This window comes from Nevskia ramosa DSM 11499, from assembly GCF_000420645.1.
Classification (GTDB): domain Bacteria; phylum Pseudomonadota; class Gammaproteobacteria; order Nevskiales; family Nevskiaceae; genus Nevskia; species Nevskia ramosa.
The window spans coordinates 410,020-425,646 of the sequence record NZ_ATVI01000006.1 but is presented as its reverse complement, the minus strand read 5'-3'; the positions used below and the strand labels follow the sequence as shown (position 1 = coordinate 425,646).

General features: G+C 63.8%; 14 protein-coding genes. 8 read left to right on the top strand and 6 right to left on the bottom strand.

The genetic code is table 11. From position 1 onward, the window contains the following. The first annotated feature begins 40 nt into the window (after positions 1-40). Together G513_RS0108780 and clsB are read left to right on the top strand one after the other, a co-directional pair. Complete coding sequence (locus tag G513_RS0108780) at positions 41-805, top strand: endonuclease/exonuclease/phosphatase family protein (protein ID WP_022976464.1); 765 nt, start codon at positions 41-43, stop codon at positions 803-805. Then, a complete protein-coding gene (clsB, locus tag G513_RS0108775) occupies positions 802-2,061 on the top strand; it encodes a cardiolipin synthase ClsB (protein WP_211219633.1) in 1,260 nt (419 codons plus the stop codon). Before G513_RS0108780 ends, clsB begins: the two co-directional genes overlap by 4 nt. Before the next feature lie 54 nt (positions 2,062-2,115). Here the strand turns inward: clsB and G513_RS0108770 are convergent, their stop codons facing one another. After that, positions 2,116-2,499, bottom strand: a complete 384-nt coding sequence (locus G513_RS0108770) for a hypothetical protein (RefSeq protein WP_022976462.1) — start codon at positions 2,497-2,499, stop codon at positions 2,116-2,118. Positions 2,500-2,832: 333 nt separating this feature from the next. Between G513_RS0108770 and G513_RS0108765 the strand changes: the two genes are divergently transcribed. Both G513_RS0108765 and G513_RS25745 read left to right on the top strand, forming a co-directional pair. Beyond that, positions 2,833-3,657 carry an alpha/beta fold hydrolase gene (locus G513_RS0108765; RefSeq protein WP_022976461.1) on the top strand — a complete coding sequence of 275 codons (825 nt, stop codon included), beginning with the start codon at positions 2,833-2,835 and terminating at the stop codon, positions 3,655-3,657. 38 nt (positions 3,658-3,695) lie between these two features. Next, positions 3,696-3,977 (top strand): hypothetical protein, encoded by a 282-nt coding sequence (locus G513_RS25745; RefSeq protein ID WP_156891496.1) that lies wholly within the window; start codon positions 3,696-3,698, stop codon positions 3,975-3,977. 71 nt (positions 3,978-4,048) lie between these two features. Here the strand turns inward: G513_RS25745 and G513_RS25740 are convergent, their stop codons facing one another. Further along, positions 4,049-4,369 (bottom strand): hypothetical protein, encoded by a 321-nt coding sequence (locus G513_RS25740; protein ID WP_156891494.1) that lies wholly within the window; start codon positions 4,367-4,369, stop codon positions 4,049-4,051. Between the two features lie 395 nt (positions 4,370-4,764). Here G513_RS25740 and G513_RS0108750 point away from each other — a divergent pair, with 395 nt between their 5' ends. From G513_RS0108750 to G513_RS22185, 4 genes are all read left to right on the top strand, one after another. Then, positions 4,765-5,301 carry a ferritin-like domain-containing protein gene (locus tag G513_RS0108750; RefSeq protein ID WP_022976458.1) on the top strand — a complete coding sequence of 179 codons (537 nt, stop codon included), beginning with the start codon at positions 4,765-4,767 and terminating at the stop codon, positions 5,299-5,301. Positions 5,302-5,331: 30 nt separating this feature from the next. Continuing rightward, complete coding sequence (locus tag G513_RS0108745; protein ID WP_156891492.1) at positions 5,332-5,520, top strand: hypothetical protein; 189 nt, start codon at positions 5,332-5,334, stop codon at positions 5,518-5,520. A 116-nt stretch (positions 5,521-5,636) separates the two neighbouring features. Then, entirely contained in the window at positions 5,637-6,851 is a 1,215-nt protein-coding gene (locus G513_RS0108740; protein ID WP_022976456.1) for an NAD(P)/FAD-dependent oxidoreductase, read from the top strand. A gap of 32 nt (positions 6,852-6,883) precedes the next feature. Continuing rightward, positions 6,884-8,020, top strand: coding sequence for a zinc-binding metallopeptidase family protein (locus tag G513_RS22185; RefSeq protein WP_022976455.1), 1,137 nt, complete (start codon positions 6,884-6,886; stop codon positions 8,018-8,020). Between the two features lie 155 nt (positions 8,021-8,175). Here the strand turns inward: G513_RS22185 and G513_RS0108730 are convergent, their stop codons facing one another. The 4 genes from G513_RS0108730 to G513_RS22180 all read right to left on the bottom strand — a co-directional run bounded on the left by G513_RS0108730 (position 8,176) and on the right by G513_RS22180 (position 15,612). Then, complete coding sequence (locus tag G513_RS0108730; protein WP_022976454.1) at positions 8,176-11,892, bottom strand: ATP-binding protein; 3,717 nt, start codon at positions 11,890-11,892, stop codon at positions 8,176-8,178. A gap of 221 nt (positions 11,893-12,113) precedes the next feature. Then, positions 12,114-13,685, bottom strand: a complete 1,572-nt coding sequence (locus G513_RS0108725; protein ID WP_022976453.1) for a coiled-coil domain-containing protein — start codon at positions 13,683-13,685, stop codon at positions 12,114-12,116. A gap of 436 nt (positions 13,686-14,121) precedes the next feature. Beyond that, positions 14,122-14,637, bottom strand: a complete 516-nt coding sequence (locus tag G513_RS0108720; protein WP_022976452.1) for a pyridoxamine 5'-phosphate oxidase family protein — start codon at positions 14,635-14,637, stop codon at positions 14,122-14,124. Between the two features lie 42 nt (positions 14,638-14,679). Beyond that, on the bottom strand, positions 14,680-15,612 hold the full coding sequence (locus G513_RS22180) for a YihY/virulence factor BrkB family protein (protein WP_022976451.1): 933 nt from the start codon (positions 15,610-15,612) through the stop codon (positions 14,680-14,682). Positions 15,613-15,627: the final 15 nt, after the last annotated feature.

Genomic DNA, 15,627 nt, shown 5'->3' with positions numbered 1-15,627 from the left:
GCTACTGCCAGTGGACACTGACCAGATTCCGTCGCGCCGTATGCCAGCAAGCCTTCCCACGCTGACCCTGATGACCCTGAACATCCACATGGGCTTTGCCCAGTTCAATAGGCGCTTCGTGTTGCCGGAGCTGAAGGCGGCGGTGCACGCGGTGCACGCCGATATCGTGTTCCTGCAGGAAACGCTGGGCAGCCATGCGGGTCACGCACTGCGTCATGCCGGCTGGCCGGCGGAAGAGCAATCGAGCTTCATTGCCGACACCCTGTGGGGCAACGTCGCCTACGGCCGCAACGCGGTCTATGCCGATGGCCATCACGGCAATGCGGTGTTGTCGAAATTTCCGATCCTGCGCTGGGACAATCACGATATTTCCATTCTCGGCACCGAGCCGCGCGGCTTCCTGCATTGCGTGCTCGCAGTGCCGCAAGGCGGCAAGCGGCCGCCGCTGGAAGTGCATGCGATCTGCACCCACCTCGGCCTGCGTGAAGCGCATCGCCGGCAGCAGCTGGAACGTCTCTGCGACTTCATCGCCGAGCTGCCTCCGGAAGCGCCGCTGATCGTCGGCGGCGATTTCAATGACTGGCGCCAGCGCGCCGGCCCGATGCTGGCCAAGGCCGGGCTGGTCGATGCCTTCGTTGCCACCGGCCAGCTCAGCCCGCGCAGCTTCCCGGTGCGGGTGCCACTGCTGCGCCTGGATCGCATCTACGTCCGTGGTGTCACTGTCGCCGCTGCCGAAGTGTTGTCGGCGCCGCCGTGGAAGCATCTCTCCGATCACGCCGCACTGACCGCCACCCTGCAGCCATGAACGCTCCCGCAAGTAGCCGTCCTACCAGCATGGCCTCCTCCACACGGCACTGGACCGAAGGCAATCGACTGCGCCTGCTCGAGAACGGCGAAGCGTTCTTTCCGCTGGTGTTCGACGCGATCGCCAGCGCCACGCAGGAAGTGCTGATCGAGACTTTCATCCTCTTCGAGGATCAGGTCGGCAACGAACTGCAGCTGAAGCTGATCGACGCTGCGAAGCGCGGCGTTCATGTGGAGCTGGTGGTCGATGGCTATGGCTCGGAGGAATTGACGCCCGCGTTCATCACCGCGCTCATCGATGCCGGTGTCCACTTCAAGCTGTTCGATCCGCAGCCGCGCAAGCTCGGTTATCGCACCAATATCTTTCGCCGCCTGCATCGCAAGACCGTGGTCATCGATGGCAAGCAGGCACTGATCGGCGGCATCAACCTGTCGGCCGAGCACCTGAGGGCCTACGGACCGGAATCGAAGCAGGATTACGCGGTGCTGGTCGAAGGCCCAGTGGTCGAGCACATCCACGCGCACTTCAGCAAGAACAACGATGTGGCGACCAGCCCGCGCTGGCGCTGGCGATCCTGGCCGTTGCGGTCGCGCAAGCCCGAGACCGGCGATCACGGCAAGACCGGCGCCATGCTGGTGGTGCGCGACAACGATCAGCATCGCGACGACATCGAGCACGTCTATCGCATCGGCATTCGCAACGCGAAGCGCGACATCATTCTGGCCAACGCCTACTTCCTGCCCAGCTATCGGCTGATGCGCGAATTCCGCCGTGCGGCCGAGCGTGGCGTGAAAGTCCGGCTGATCCTGCAGGGACGTCCGGACATGCCGATCGTGCGCTGGCTGGCGCGGGCGCTGGATGACGAACTGCTGCGTGCCGGCGCGCGGATCTTCGAGTACACCGAGCGGCCGCTGCACGCCAAGGTTGCGGTGATCGACGATGACTGGTCGACGGTGGGATCGAGCAATCTCGATCCGCTGAGCCTGTTCCTGAATCTGGAATCGAATCTGGTGATGCGCGACGCCGAATTCGCGGCGACCCTGCGCAGCAATCTGGAAGGCCTGATCGAAACCAGGTGTCAGGAGCTGACGCTGCACAAGGCGCGTCTGCCGCCGATGCTGCGTCGGCTGATCAGCATCCTGGCCTACCACCTGCTGCGCCGGCTGCCGAGCCTGGCCAGCGGTGTGCCGGTGGGTTCGTCAAAGCCGGTGGTGGTGACCGATCAGGGCTTGCCGCCGTTGAGCGAGCATTCCTGAACCCTGTCGAAACGAGTCAGGCCGAGCTTGCGCCCGGCCTGACTCGGACTTGGTTCAGTGCGGCTTCGGCGTCTCGGATTTGCCCGCGCCGTAGTCATGGCCGGCATCCGGTTCGCCGGTCTTCTTGCCGCTCTGGGTGTCGCTGCTGCCCGGCGTGGTCGGCTTGCCTGCGGTGCCTGGCTCTTCCGCCGGCGTCGCCGTCGGCGTGCCGGGCTTGGCACCGCTCTGCGTGCCTTCGGTGCCGCTGCGCTTGTTCTTCTTCGCTTTCATGTTCGACTTTTCGTCCGGCCCGCCGGGAGTCGGATTGCCGTCGGTCTTGCCGTTCGAAGTGCCGGCACCGACGCCGCCGGTGGGTTTGCTGTCGGCCTGGCCTTGGGCGTGGAGTTGCGTGGCACTCAGCAGCAGGACGGTTGTCGCGATGAGGGTTCTGACTTTCATGATGGTTTCTCGCTCGATGATCTGTTGATGGAAGGACTGGCGGGCTGATCTCCCACTCCAGCCTCGAACGAGCCACAAGCGCCCAGACAACCAGCTGCAGACCTATCGGAGAGCGCAGCAGGCTCGTGACGCTCCATGGGCAAGCCCCGCTCCTGCACCGATGGCATGAGTTGGGGCGATGACGGGCACGTTGGCTGCTGCGGAGTCAAAGACGGACCCGGCTGGCAGCAAGCGCACTGCGTAGCAGCGTGCGTAATCAGTATCAGTGAGGGTCTTTGGTACCGGCAGCCTGTGTTTCGGCTCGCCACTTTTACTTTCGGGAGCAAATCCGACATGCATTACGTAACCACCGACGACAACACCCGACTTTTCTACAAGGACTGGGGCACCGGCCGCCCGGTCATCCTGATGTCCGGCTGGCCGCTGTCGTCCGACAGCTGGGACGATCAGGCGATGGACATCGCCGCTGCCGGCTTCCGTGTCATCGCCTATGACCGTCGCGGTTTCGGCCGCTCATCGCAGCCCTGGAGCGGCTACGACTACGACAGCCTGTCCGACGATCTCGCCGCCGTGATCAAGCACACCGAGGCCAGGGACGCGACCCTCGTCGGCTTCTCGATGGGCGGTGGCGAGGTGGCGCGCTACATGTCGCGCCATCAGGGCGCTTCGGTGATGCAGGCCGCGCTGATCGCCTCCGTGGTGCCGTACATGATGAAGACCGAAGACAACCCGGAAGGGACCGAGCCGGCGGTGTTCGAGGAGATGACCGAAGGCATGAAGAAGGACCGCGCCAACTTCTTCGCCAGCTTTGCCCGGGACTTCTACGGTGACGGCATGCTGACCCATCCGGTCAGCGAGGAAGTGCTGGACTGGACACGCGGCATGGCCTTGCAGGCCAGCCTGCGTTCGACCCTGGAATGCGCCAAGTCCTTCGCCACCACGGATTTCCGCAAGGACCTGCCGTCGTTCAAGGTGCCGACTCTGATCATCCACGGCACCGCCGACAAGACCGTGCCGATCGACGCATCGGCCCGCGCTGCCGCCCAGGCGATCGCCGGCTCCACGCTGATCGAATACGAAGACGCGGCGCATGGCCTGTTCGCCACGCACAAGGAACGCTTGAGCGCGGACCTGATCGCGTTTCTACGCAGCATCTAGCGCCACCAGGCCACACGGACCCGCAGGGAGCAAGACCGATGAACTTATGGGCAGGCAAGTTTTCAGGAAAGGTTGCGGCCGGGTCGGTCGGCGCTGGCGAGGTGAGGCGGCAAGGCGCGTCCCGGGAACCCGCGCGTCCCGGCATCAATGATGGTCTGCGTGATCTGCTGGCGGCGTATCGCCGCAGCGCATCAATCGATGGACGAAAGATGCTGATCTCTCAGATCTGCCTGGAACTGCGGGCGCGCCATCATCAGAAGGAGCAGCTTTTCTATGGCAGCGTTCGAGAGGTCTTGAGCGCTGCTGAACAACGCCGTTGATGCCGTCGATGGCGTCGTCATGCCCGCGAGACGGACATGACGAGGGTTCGGCGTATCCGCAGCGGAATAACTCAGCCGCGCTGAAATCCCGGCCACCGGGCATGGCTGAAGAAGCCCATCGCCACCGCAGGAATCAGCAACAGGACCGCTGCGATCAGGATCATCGGCAGCGAGCTGGTGGCGCTTTCAAGCTTGCCCGACACGCCCATTTCCATTGGATAGCTTGGTGCGGGCTGCACGGTCTGCACGAAGCTGGCTTTCTGGTAGTGCGCCGGCCCCGAAGCAGCGACGTTCCGACAGGTGCTTGCCGCCCCACCGTCGCTTTCCACACAGGCTCGCCCCAGGGTCACTGAGAGTGGCGCGTCCAGTTGTCTCGAAACAGGTGCGTACATGGCGATCTCCGGCTTACAGGAATGTCGATTCCACAGGCTTGAATGAGGCTGCAAGCTGAGAGAGCAAGCGGCGTTCCCGAACGGAAATCCGTCACCGCAGGGGTATCGAGCCTGTAGCTGTTCCGTTCCCGGCTTGTAAGGAAAGCGCTGGCGACGCTGAATTTTTTACGTGGATCGACGGTGTAAACAGGCATTGCGGAAGGCAATGGCCGGGCGCGCAAGAGCCACATTAGAGCCACATTCCATGCCGAATCCACCGGGCACGCTGCTTGCCGGGTTTCCCTGTGTGAACTGGATTGCCGATACCCAACGACGTGTTTCGGCTGCGCGACGAAGCGCTCCTTCAGCTTCACCCCATTTCCAATTTTCAAACTTTTCAAACAAGGAATGACCCGATGACTCAGGCAACGCTGACCGATACTTCGACGCTGCGCGCCCAGGCCCGCAAGCATGTCGAGGATGGAGCCGTAACCGCTGGATACGCCGCGGACCGTGAAATGGTGCTGAAGCTTCTCAACGAAGCGCTGGCCACCGAACTGGTCTGCGTGCTTCGCTACCGGCGTCATCACTTCATGGCGCGCGGCATCAATTCCAAGAGCATCGCCGACGAATTCCTCGTTCACTCGAACGAAGAGCAGGGCCATGCCGATCAGCTGGCCGAGCGCATCGTCCAGCTCGGCGGCGAACCGGATTTCTCGCCGGACACCCTGACCAGCCGCAGCCACGCCGAGTACGTGCCCGGTGCCTCGCTGGCCGACATGATCCGGGAGAACCTGGTCGCCGAACGCGTTGCCATCGACAGCTATCGCGAACTGATCCAGTACCTCGACAAGGCCGATCCGACCACCGGCAAGCTGATCAAGGAAATCCTCGCCGTCGAAGAGCAGCACGCCGACGAACTGGCCGATTTCCTTGTCGACGTTCCGGCCTGATCGATGCGATCGCCAACCGCGCCCATCTCGGTGTCGGCAACGGAACTGCAGGCCCTGAGAATGCTGGCGGACGATCAGCGCGCGCCGCTCTCGGTCGATCTGGCCGGTGATCTGGAGCGCAAGGGTCTGGTGTTGCGCGGCTGGGATGGCATGCACGTGCTGACCTCGGAAGGCGAGGCTGCGCTGCGCGGTCTGGGCAGTCTGATCAAGCCACACTAAGCCTCTTTTCGGGTTCTCAGGACGCCCGTCATGCCCTCCTCCGCAGGCATGACGGGATTTTTTTGGGGCTATCCAGCACAAAAATTCCTGACAGCAGGTCGAGGCACCAAACGCATATGGATCTGAAAAGCGGCTACCCGTTCTGGGCAGTGAAGAACGGTCTGATGAAGTCGTTTCCAGCGTTGACGGCCGATACCCGTTGCGATGTATTGATCGTGGGCGGTGGCATCACCGCCGCGCTGATCGCGCATTCGCTGGCCGAGGATGGTCAGTCCGTAGTGGTCATCGAGCAGCGCGATATCGGCTGGGGCAGCAGTGCCGCCAGCACCGCGCTGCTGCAGTACGAGATCGACACCCACATGACCGAGCTGGCCGAGTTGTATGGCGAGGACAACGCGGTGCTGGCCTATCGCGCTTGCGCCGATGCGATTCCGCAATTGCAGGAACTGGCGGGTGTCGTTCGTGATGTCGATTTCGCCCGGATGCATAGCCTCTATTTCGCCAGCAGCCTGTTTCACGTCGGTCGCCTGAATGCCGAATACGAACTACGCAAGCGCCACGGCTTTGCGGTGAGCCTGCTGAAGCGCGGCGAGATTCGCGAGCAGTACGGATTCTCGTCGGCGATGGCGATCTTCAGCGAACTGGCTGGCCGCATCGATCCTTACCGGCTCACTTATCGTTTGCTGATGCGGCTGGAAAAGCGCGGCGTCTCGATCTTCGATCGCACCCGGCTGGAGTCTTTCGAGGCCAGCAGCCGGAGCGTTGTCGCGCGCACGGCGGACGGCATCACCATCAAGGCCGGGCATCTGGTGTTCGCGGCCGGTTATGCCTCGCAGCAGTATCTCGATACCCGCGTCGCCAGAAACCGCAGCAGCTATGCCTTCATCACCGATCCCATCGATACCGAAGCGCTTGGCCCGCTGAAGGAGACGATGGTCTGGGAATCGGCGCGGCCGTATCTGTACATGCGTGCCACCGGCGATGGCCGGCTGCTGATCGGCGGGGAGGACGATGACATCGACGTGCCCTTGCGCCGCGATGCAAGCGTCGATCGCAAGGCCCGCATCCTGCGCAAGCGGGTGGCCAAGCTGTTTCCGGATCTGCCGCTGCAACCCGCGTTCGCCTGGGCCGGCACCTTTGCCGAAACCGATGACGGCCTGCCGTTCTTCGGGCCGCATCCGCAGCATGGCCCGCGTGTGCAGTTCGCCATGGCCTATGGCGGCAATGGCATCACCTTCAGCGCGGCCGGTGCCGGGCTGATCACCAGGCTGATCCGCCGTGAATCGCACCCGCTGGCAGCGCTGTTCTCTTTCGATCGTCTTCAACAATAGCGGCATCACTCCACCTACAGGCAACAAGCTCCATGAAAACCTTCCACTGTGACGCCTGCGATGCGCTGGCCTTCTTCGAAAACGTACGCTGCATGACCTGCAGCGAATCCCTGGCTTTCGTTCCCGCCGTGATGGATATCTGCACGGTGCGGCCAAACGATCAGAGCGCCGAGCCGGGCCAGTTCACCAGCGGCGACGAGAAAGTGAGCGGCCAGGTTTTCCGCCCGTGCAGGAACGCCGCCGATCACGAAATCTGCAATTGGGTGCTGGCCGCCGATGATCCGCACGAGTACTGCGAATCCTGCCGCCTGACCCGGACCATTCCGGACCTCTCGGTGCCCGGCAACCTGCAGTTGCTGCAGAAGATGGAAACCGCCAAGCGCCGCCTGACCTTCACGCTGATGAGCCTCGGCCTGCCGGTGTTCGGCAAGGACGTCGATCCCGTGCGCGGGCAGGTCTACGAGTTCAAGGTCGATCTGAGCGCCGAAGGTGGCGAGCCGGTACTCACTGGCCACGACGAAGGCGTGATCACCATGAACCTCGCCGAAGCCGATGACGCCGAGCGAGAGCGCCGCCGGCAGAAGCTCAACGAACCGTACCGGACGCTGATCGGCCACTTCCGCCACGAGGTGGGTCACTACTACTGGGATCTGCTGGTTCAGGAATCGAAGTGGAGTGAAGCCTGCCGCGCGATGTTCGGCGACGAGCGCGAAGACTACGAAGAAGCGCTCAAGAAGCATTACGAGAACGGCGCGCCGGCGGACTGGCCGAACAACTTCGTCAGCTCCTACGCGACCATGCATCCCTGGGAAGACTGGGCGGAAACCTGGGCGCACTACCTCCACATCGTCGACACGCTGGAAACGGCGGCGGCCTGCGGCTTCGCGCTGATGCCATCACGAGTCAACGAGCCGTCGCTGTCGCTGATCGATGAAGACGAGCCTTCGGCCAGCGTTTTCGACGTGATGATCGATCGCTGGATCGCGCTCACCTACGCGCTGAACAGCCTCAACCGCAGCCTCGGTCACCCGGATGCCTACCCGTTCGTGCTGACGCCGCCGGTGATCGAGAAGCTCCGCTTCGTTCATGACGTGATCGCCGATGCCGCGACCAGCAATGGCCAGCACGGCGAAGTCATCGAGACGCTGGAAGAAGCGGCAACGGCCTGAGAAGACGTGGAAGCAGCGTTGCAATGAAAGCCGCCGGCAGTGATGCCGGCGGCTTTTCAGATCTCGTCATCCCCGCGAAGGCGGGGATCCGGTGTGGGCCGTCGCGCGCCGCATCAGAACTGGATTCCCGCCTGCTCGGGAATGACAGGCAAGCGCTAAGGCACCAGACTCTCGAACACACTCTTCAGCCGGTCCGGACTGGCGGGCTTGACGAAGTGCAGATCGAAGCCGGCATTCACCGCGTTCTGCTTGTCTTCGGCCTGGCCCCAGCCGGTGACCGCGACGAGCTTGATCGGGTGGCTGGCTTCGGTCGTTGCCCGCAGCGCCTGGGCGACTTCGTAGCCGGAGATATCTGGCAGGCCGATGTCGAGGAAGGCGATGTGCGGTTTCAGCTCCTGCGCCAGCGCGATCGCTTCGCGGCCAGTAAATGCGGTGCGTACTTCGTGACCGTCGATCTCCAGCAGGATCGCCAGCGATTCGGCGGCATCGCGGTTGTCGTCGGCAATCAGCACGCGCAGCGCGGGTGCGACGGCGGCGGCCTGCGGTTGCTCCGGCGGCTGCGCGGCCGTCGTTGCCTGACGCACGATCGGCAGGCTGAGCTTGAAGCTGCTGCCAAGGCCGAGGCCGGGGCTGCGCGCTTCGATCGTGCCGCCATGCAGTTCGACGATGCCCTTGACCAGGGTCAGGCCGATGCCCAGGCCGCCTTCCGAACGGCTTTGCGAAGACTTCACCTGCGAGAACATGTCGAACACGCCGCCGAGCTGTTCTGCCGTCAGGCCGATGCCGGAGTCGCGCACTTCGAAGACCAGATCGTTGCCGTGAACATTCGCCGACAGGGCGATGCGGCCCGGTGCGTCGGTGTATTTCGCGGCATTGGTCAGCAGATTGGTCAGCACCTGGGCAAGGCGCACCGGATCGCCATCGATGCCCGGCACGAAGGCCGGCCGCACTACTTCCAGATGATGTCCGCGAGCCTTGACCAGCGGGCCGGCGCTTTCCAGCGCGGCATCGATGACGCTGTCGATCGAGACATGATCCTTCTTCAGTTCCATCTTGCCGCGGGTGATCCGCGAGATGTCGAGCAGATCGTCAAGCAGCCGCGCCATGTGCTGCACCTGGCGCTGGATGATCGAGGTGCTGATGGAAATCTCGCGACTGCCGATGCCTGGCAGCGACAACACTTCCGCGGCGTTGCGGATCGGCGACAGCGGATTGCGCAGCTCGTGCGCGAGCGTGGCCAGGAACTCGTCCTTGCGGCGATCGGCGTCATGCAGCGCCATCAAGGTCTGCTTGCGCTCGGTGGCGTCGCGGAAGTAGATGCTGATGCCGGCAGATGAGGTCGGATAGACGGAGACCTCGAACCAGCGATTCCAGGGATCGTAGAAGTAGTCGAAGACTTCGGCGGTTCGGTCGTCCATTGCGCCACGCACGGCCACCGAGTATTTGGTGTTGTCGAGCGCCGGATAGAGCGCCCAGAAATGGCCCCCGAGCAGATCGGCGCGCTGCACCGCCAGCAGTTTTTCGGCGGCGCGGTTGGCGTAGGCGATGGTCCAGTCCGGATCGATCGACAGGAAGCCTTCGTTGATCGATTCGAGAATGCTGTCGCGATCGGCCTTGAGCTTGGCTTCCACGCGCAGCGCTTCGCGGCGCGTGCTGGCCAGGGTCAGCACGCTGGTCACCCGGGCCACCAGTTCCTGGGCCCGGAACGGCTTGGTCAGGTAATCATCGGCACCGGCACGCAGGCCTTCGACGCGCGCCTCTTCACCAGCGCGAGCCGACAGCAGCAGCAGCGGGATCGAGGCCGTCGCCGGATCGGCCCGCAGCGCTTTCAGCAGCTCGAAGCCACCGAGGCCCGGCATCATCACATCGCTGACCACCAGATCGGGCTTGTCGCGCTGGATCGCTTCCAGCGCTTCCAGGCCATCGCCGACGGCGAGCACTTCGCAGCTTTCCGAAAGCAGGCGCTTCACGTAGTTGCGCATGTCGGCGTTGTCATCGGCGAGGACGATGAGCGGCCGGTTGTCGCGGCTCTGAACCGGGCTTGCCGGTTCTGGCTTCGGCTCCTCCAGTTCCAGGCTCCAGCGCTCCGCTTCGGCGGCGTAGCTGCGCGCCCGCTTGGAGATCAGATCGGGCTGGCGCGGCTCCACGGCGAGATCGGTCTGGGCGTTGCGCTGCATGATCGGGATCGACACCGTGAATTCGGTGCCGATGCCCGGCGTGCTGGTCACCGCCACGGCACCGCCATGCAGCTTGGCCAGTTCCCAGACCAGCGCCAGGCCGATGCCGGTGCCTTCGTGGGTGCGGCCGAGCGAGCCCTTGACTCTGCGGAAGCGCTCGAAGATCTGCGGCAGCTCGGAGGCCGGAATGCCGATGCCGGTGTCGCGCACCTTGAGCAGCACGTTCGATCCGGCGGCCACCAGACTGACGGCGATGCTGCCGCTGAGGGTGAACTTGTAAGCGTTGGAAAGCAGATTGAGGATGATCTGTTCCCACATCTCCCGATCGATCCAGACCGGTTCCGGCAGCGCCGGGCAATGCACCGTCAGGCTCAGGCCGGCGCGTTCGGTGGAAGAGCGGAACAGGCTGGCCAGTTCGAGGGTGAACGCCGGCAGATCGGTCGGCTCGAACTGCAGTTCGAGCCTGCCGGCTTCGATGCGGGAAAAATCGAGCAGGGTGTTGACCAGCTTCAGCAGACGCTGCTGGTTGCGATGGACCAGCGCCAGCTGCTCGCCGGCCAGCGTCTGTCCGGGGCTGTCCAGCGCCGCTTCGGTGGGGCCGAGCATCAAGGTCAGCGGCGTGCGGAACTCGTGGCTGACATTGGAGAAGAACGCGGTCTTGGCGCTGTCCAGCTCGGCCAGTTCCTCGGCGCGGCGGCGCTCGAAGTCATAGGCGCGGGCCGAGGTCAGCGCGGCCGACAGCTGACCGAGCAGCAGCTTGAGGAAATCGGCGTAGGCACTGCTGAACGGCCGGTTCGGATTCAGGCCGGCAATGAAGACGCCGACCGCTCGCCCGCGCTCCATGCCATGGCCAAGAATCGGCATCAGCACGGCCTGCGTCGGTGCTTGTTCCCCAGGCGGCATCGGCAGCTTGCCGAAGGGCAGCGCGGCGACGATCTGCGGTTCGCCGCTGGCCAGCACGGCATGCAGCGGCCAGTCCCGTTCGGCGTTGCGGGCCAGCCGCTCCCGCTGCTCCGGAGGGATGCCGGTCTGGGCCGCGAGCGACACGCCGCCATTGGCCTCATCGCGCAGCAAGGTGATCGAGAACGGAACCGACTGTCGCGCTGCGGACAGCTGTCGTTCGAGCGTCGAGAACAGCTCGGTTTCGGTGCTGACCGCGGTGAATGCCGTGGCCAGATCGCGCAGCTGCGCCATGTGCTGTTCGCCGATGATCCGGTCCGTCTCTTCGACGACGACGCAGAGCAGGCCGCGGTTGACGCCGTCGTCACCGACCAGGGGGCTGTACGAAAACGTGTGGTAGGTCTCTTCGCGATCGCCGCCGCGCTCCAGATACAGGCACAGGGCTTCGTCCCAGGTGGAGATGCCCTGGCCGATCACCGCGTCGATGCGTGGTTTGACGTCCGGCCAGATCTCGCTCCAGACCTCGTGGGTGGCGCGGCCCAGCGCCCAGTCGTGCTTGATGCCCAGGGTTGGCCGATAGGCATCGTTGTAGAAGAAGGCGAGGTCATCGCCCCAGCCCACCCACATCGCGAAACGGGAACCGAGCAGGATGCGTACCGCGGTCTGCAGGCTCAGTGGCCAGCTGTCCGGCGTGCCGACCGTCGTCGAGGCCCAGTCATGCCGTGCCATTCGCTCGGCCATCTCGCCGCTCGCGCCGAAGAAGGTCGCGGCCTGCGGCGCTGTGGTCTCAACCATGTGCAATGTCCTGAAAGCCCCGCCGTGGAGACAGCAAGATATTGCACCTCGCCAGAGCTTTCGAGCCCGTTGTCTGTTTCATCTTATGCCAGACGGTTGGTCCGTAATGACGGCGGCATCAACAGAATCCGCGGGTTCGATGCTGGTCAATATTGGCGACGGGATCGACCACGCAAAAGAGGCTGCCGAAGCAGCCTCTTGGGGTCGATGAACGCCGAACCTCAGTTGTTGTTCATCCGCTCTTCACGACGGTCAGCTCGGTTCTGCTGACGTTCCGCGGCGTTCTTCTGTGCCGTTTCGATCAGCTGCTGGCCGGCCAGATCCTGACGCTCATCGCGACGGTCCTGACGATTCTCCTGACGCTGGGCGGCGTTGTCCTGCGCCCGCTCGCGAAGCTGATCGGCGGAGGCCAGTTCGACACGGTCCTCGCGACGGTTCTCGCGATTTTCCTTGCGCTCCGCAGCGTTCTTCTGCGCGGTTTCCTTCAGCTGTTCACCGGCCAGACCCTGACGCTCATCGCGACGAGCCTGACGGTTTTCCTGGCGCTGCGCCGCGTTGTCCTTCGCCGTTTCGCTGAGCGGGGCGCCGCTCAGCATCTGCTGGGCATTGGCACGACGCTCTTCACGGTTGTCCTTGCGCTCGGCGGCATTCTTCTGCGCGGTTTCCTTCAGCTGTTCACCAGCCAGACCCTGACGCTCATCGCGACGATCCTGACGGTTCTGCTGACGCTCTTCGGCATTGGCCTGGGCCTGCTCGCGAAGCTGGTCGCTGGTCAGCATCTGCTGGCCATTGGCACGACGCTCTTCACGATTGGCCTTGCGCTCGGCAGCGTTCTTCTGCGCGGTTTCCTTCAGCTGCTCGCCGGCCAGACCCTGACGCTCGTTGCGACGTGCCTGGCGGTTTTCCTGGCGCTGCGCCGCGTTGTCCTTCGCCGTTTCGCTGAGCGGGGCGCTGCTGGCCGTCTGGCTGCCCTGACGAGCGGCCGGTGCCTGCCTGGCGTCATCGCTGGAGCGAACCACGGTCTCGCCATTGGCTGGCGTCAGCTCGCGGCGATAAGTGACGTCGAAGGCCTTGCCGTCGAACGGACGGGTGCTGTCGAACTTGCCCGAGTAGTCGGTCTTTGCGGAAGTGCTGGTTTCCTTGTCCGACGAAGCCGTGCCCTCGACCTTGGTGTTGCGGCTGGCATCACGGTTGTAGTTGACGGCCATCTCGACCTTGCCGAGCTTCAGGGCGCGGCCTGGCGCGGCCACCGGCTCGCGCTCGCCGTTCAAGGTAAAGCTGGTGTCGAGCTTGGTCTTGCTCTTGGCGTCGACCGTTCTGGAAGCGTCGGCGTCATTGAACAGCACCTTGGTCGTGCGGCTGCCGTCGGTTTCCCGCTCGAAGGCCGTCGTGTAGGTACGCGACAGGCTGCCGTCGCTGTTGGTCTTGGTCGATGAATCAAAGTCGAAGCTGGAGTTGCCATCGCCCTTGCCGACATCGCTGAGCAGCGACGGACGATCAGCCCGGTTGGCGGCACGCTCGCGGAGCGCTTCAAGTCCTGGCAGGCCGCCGGCGTCGGCATTGGCCAGCGCCATCGCGCCGTTGTTAGAGGACACGGCATCGGCGAAGCGATCGGCACGTGCAGCGCGGGCGGCCTGTGCCGAGCGCAGTGGGGTCAGCAGCAGCGAGCTGCCGAGGTTCGGAAACACGTTCAGTGCGGCAGTCCGGCCCGGAGTCAGCAGACCTGGGGCGGCGCTGGCCGAACCGGTAGCGACCAGAAAGGCGAGTACGAATGCTTTCTTCTTCATGTTCATGTTCAGCTCCTGCTTCTTTATTGGAATTGGCGAAATTCTGGGGTGAGGCTTCGCGGCTTCCTGTCGACTCGACGAGCGACCTGCGAAACGCTTCATGAAGAGCGACTGTCTGTTTTTCTTGCAGATCGGGCCTCTGTGCGACCTGTTCGGAAATCTGAACAAGCCGTGCTCTTCAGTGGCATGCCCAACAGCAGAGCACCCGCCGTGCCCGGCTGCCGAGAATTTCGTAAGTACTTGCTGGACAAGAGTTTTTAGAATAGGCGGGTAGCGATGCGTCGAACGATTCCGGGCGAACCCGCGGGAATCAGACGAAGCTGGCGTCAGGACGATCGGTAGAAAGTACGCGTCAAACGGGACTGCTGACGGCTTTGTCGGTACTCGACCGCAGAACGCAAAAGGCCGGGCCGAATCGCTTCGGCCCGGCCTCGATGCAGGTTCAGCGGCCGCTGTCTGCGTCTTCCAGCTCGCGCAGGCGCAGCTTTTCGTTCTCGCCCGGCTCGTAGGTTTCGCCGAGCATGATCGCCTTGGCGATGCCGAAGGCATTGACGATGCCGCTGCTCGGCGCATCCCAGTATTCGGCCTGGATGATGCGGACGTGGATCAGCGTCAGGCTCGGGTCATCCACACCTTCCGGGAACCAGGCCTTGTGCACCGGCTTCCACAAGCGCCGGATGCGTTCGAGATCGCGTGTCGCGGTGGCGGTGCCGGATACCGACACGAAGCGCTTGTTGGCCGGATCGGCGTAGGACAGATTGACGTGCTGGTCGTCGGCAATCTCGTCGACCTTGGGCGTGTTGCCGGCGGTGAAGAACCACAATTCGGCAACGCCTTCCTGCGCGTCGGTATCCAGCGTCTGCAGCGGGCGGCTGCGCATCATGCCGTCATGGTCGGTGGTCGTGAACATCGCGACCTTCACGTCCTTGATCAGTTCTCTCAGTTTCAGAATGCTCATGTCTGTTGTCTCCGATTGATGGCCTGTCGAATGGCCGGGCCCTCAGGGGGCGCCTCGATCAGCGGCATCTCGTGTGCCCACGATGGGCGAAACAGCCACGCTTTCGTTGCGGACTGCGGACAGGCGCGTCCAGGCAGCGGCGAATTCGGCACCGAACAGAAACACCGCGGCCGAATAGAACAACCACATCAGGATCACCGCCAGCGAACCGGCGGCGCCGAAGGCATTGGCAGTGCCGGCGCGGGCAAGATAAAGCCCGAACAGATGCTTGCCGGCAGTGAACAGCACGGCGGCCACCAGCGCGCCGGCAAACACGTCACGCCAGCGCAGATGCTGCTCGGGCATCAGGCGCAGCAGGATCGCGAAGATGGTGCACAGCATCAGCAGCACCGTGGCCTGCTGGGCCACATACAGCACGCTGTCGACGCCCCACAGCCACTCGATGGCAACGGTCATCCCGGCATCGAGCACCAGCAGCACCAGCATCAGGAAGCTGATGCCGATGACGATGCCGAACGACATCAGCCGCACCTTCAGCAACTGACGGGCGCCGACCCACAGCGTTGTGGAGGCGGGTGGCGCAAGGGCATCGGAGCGACGCCAGATCGTGTTCACCGCGTCGTGCAACTGCGAAAAGGTGGCCGAGGCACCGATGACGATGGCGATCGTCGAGATCGTCGTCGTCCAGGTGCTGTTGTCGGCTTTCCAGGCGCTGGCCACCATGGTCTGGATGACCTTTGCGCCATCGTCACCGGTAAGTCCTGCAATCTCCTTGAGCAGGCGGCCCTGCACGGCTTCCGGCCCGAAGAAGAAGCCGGCCACGGCGATGACGATCACCAGGGTCGGTGCCAGCGAGAACGAAGCAAAGAAGGCAACGGCGGCGGCCATGGTCACGCAGTTGTCCGTGACCCACTTGCCGCCGGCTTCGATGAAGCTGTCCCAGCAGAGTTTGAGCACCGACAGATTCATCTTCATCGCGGGATACCTGCG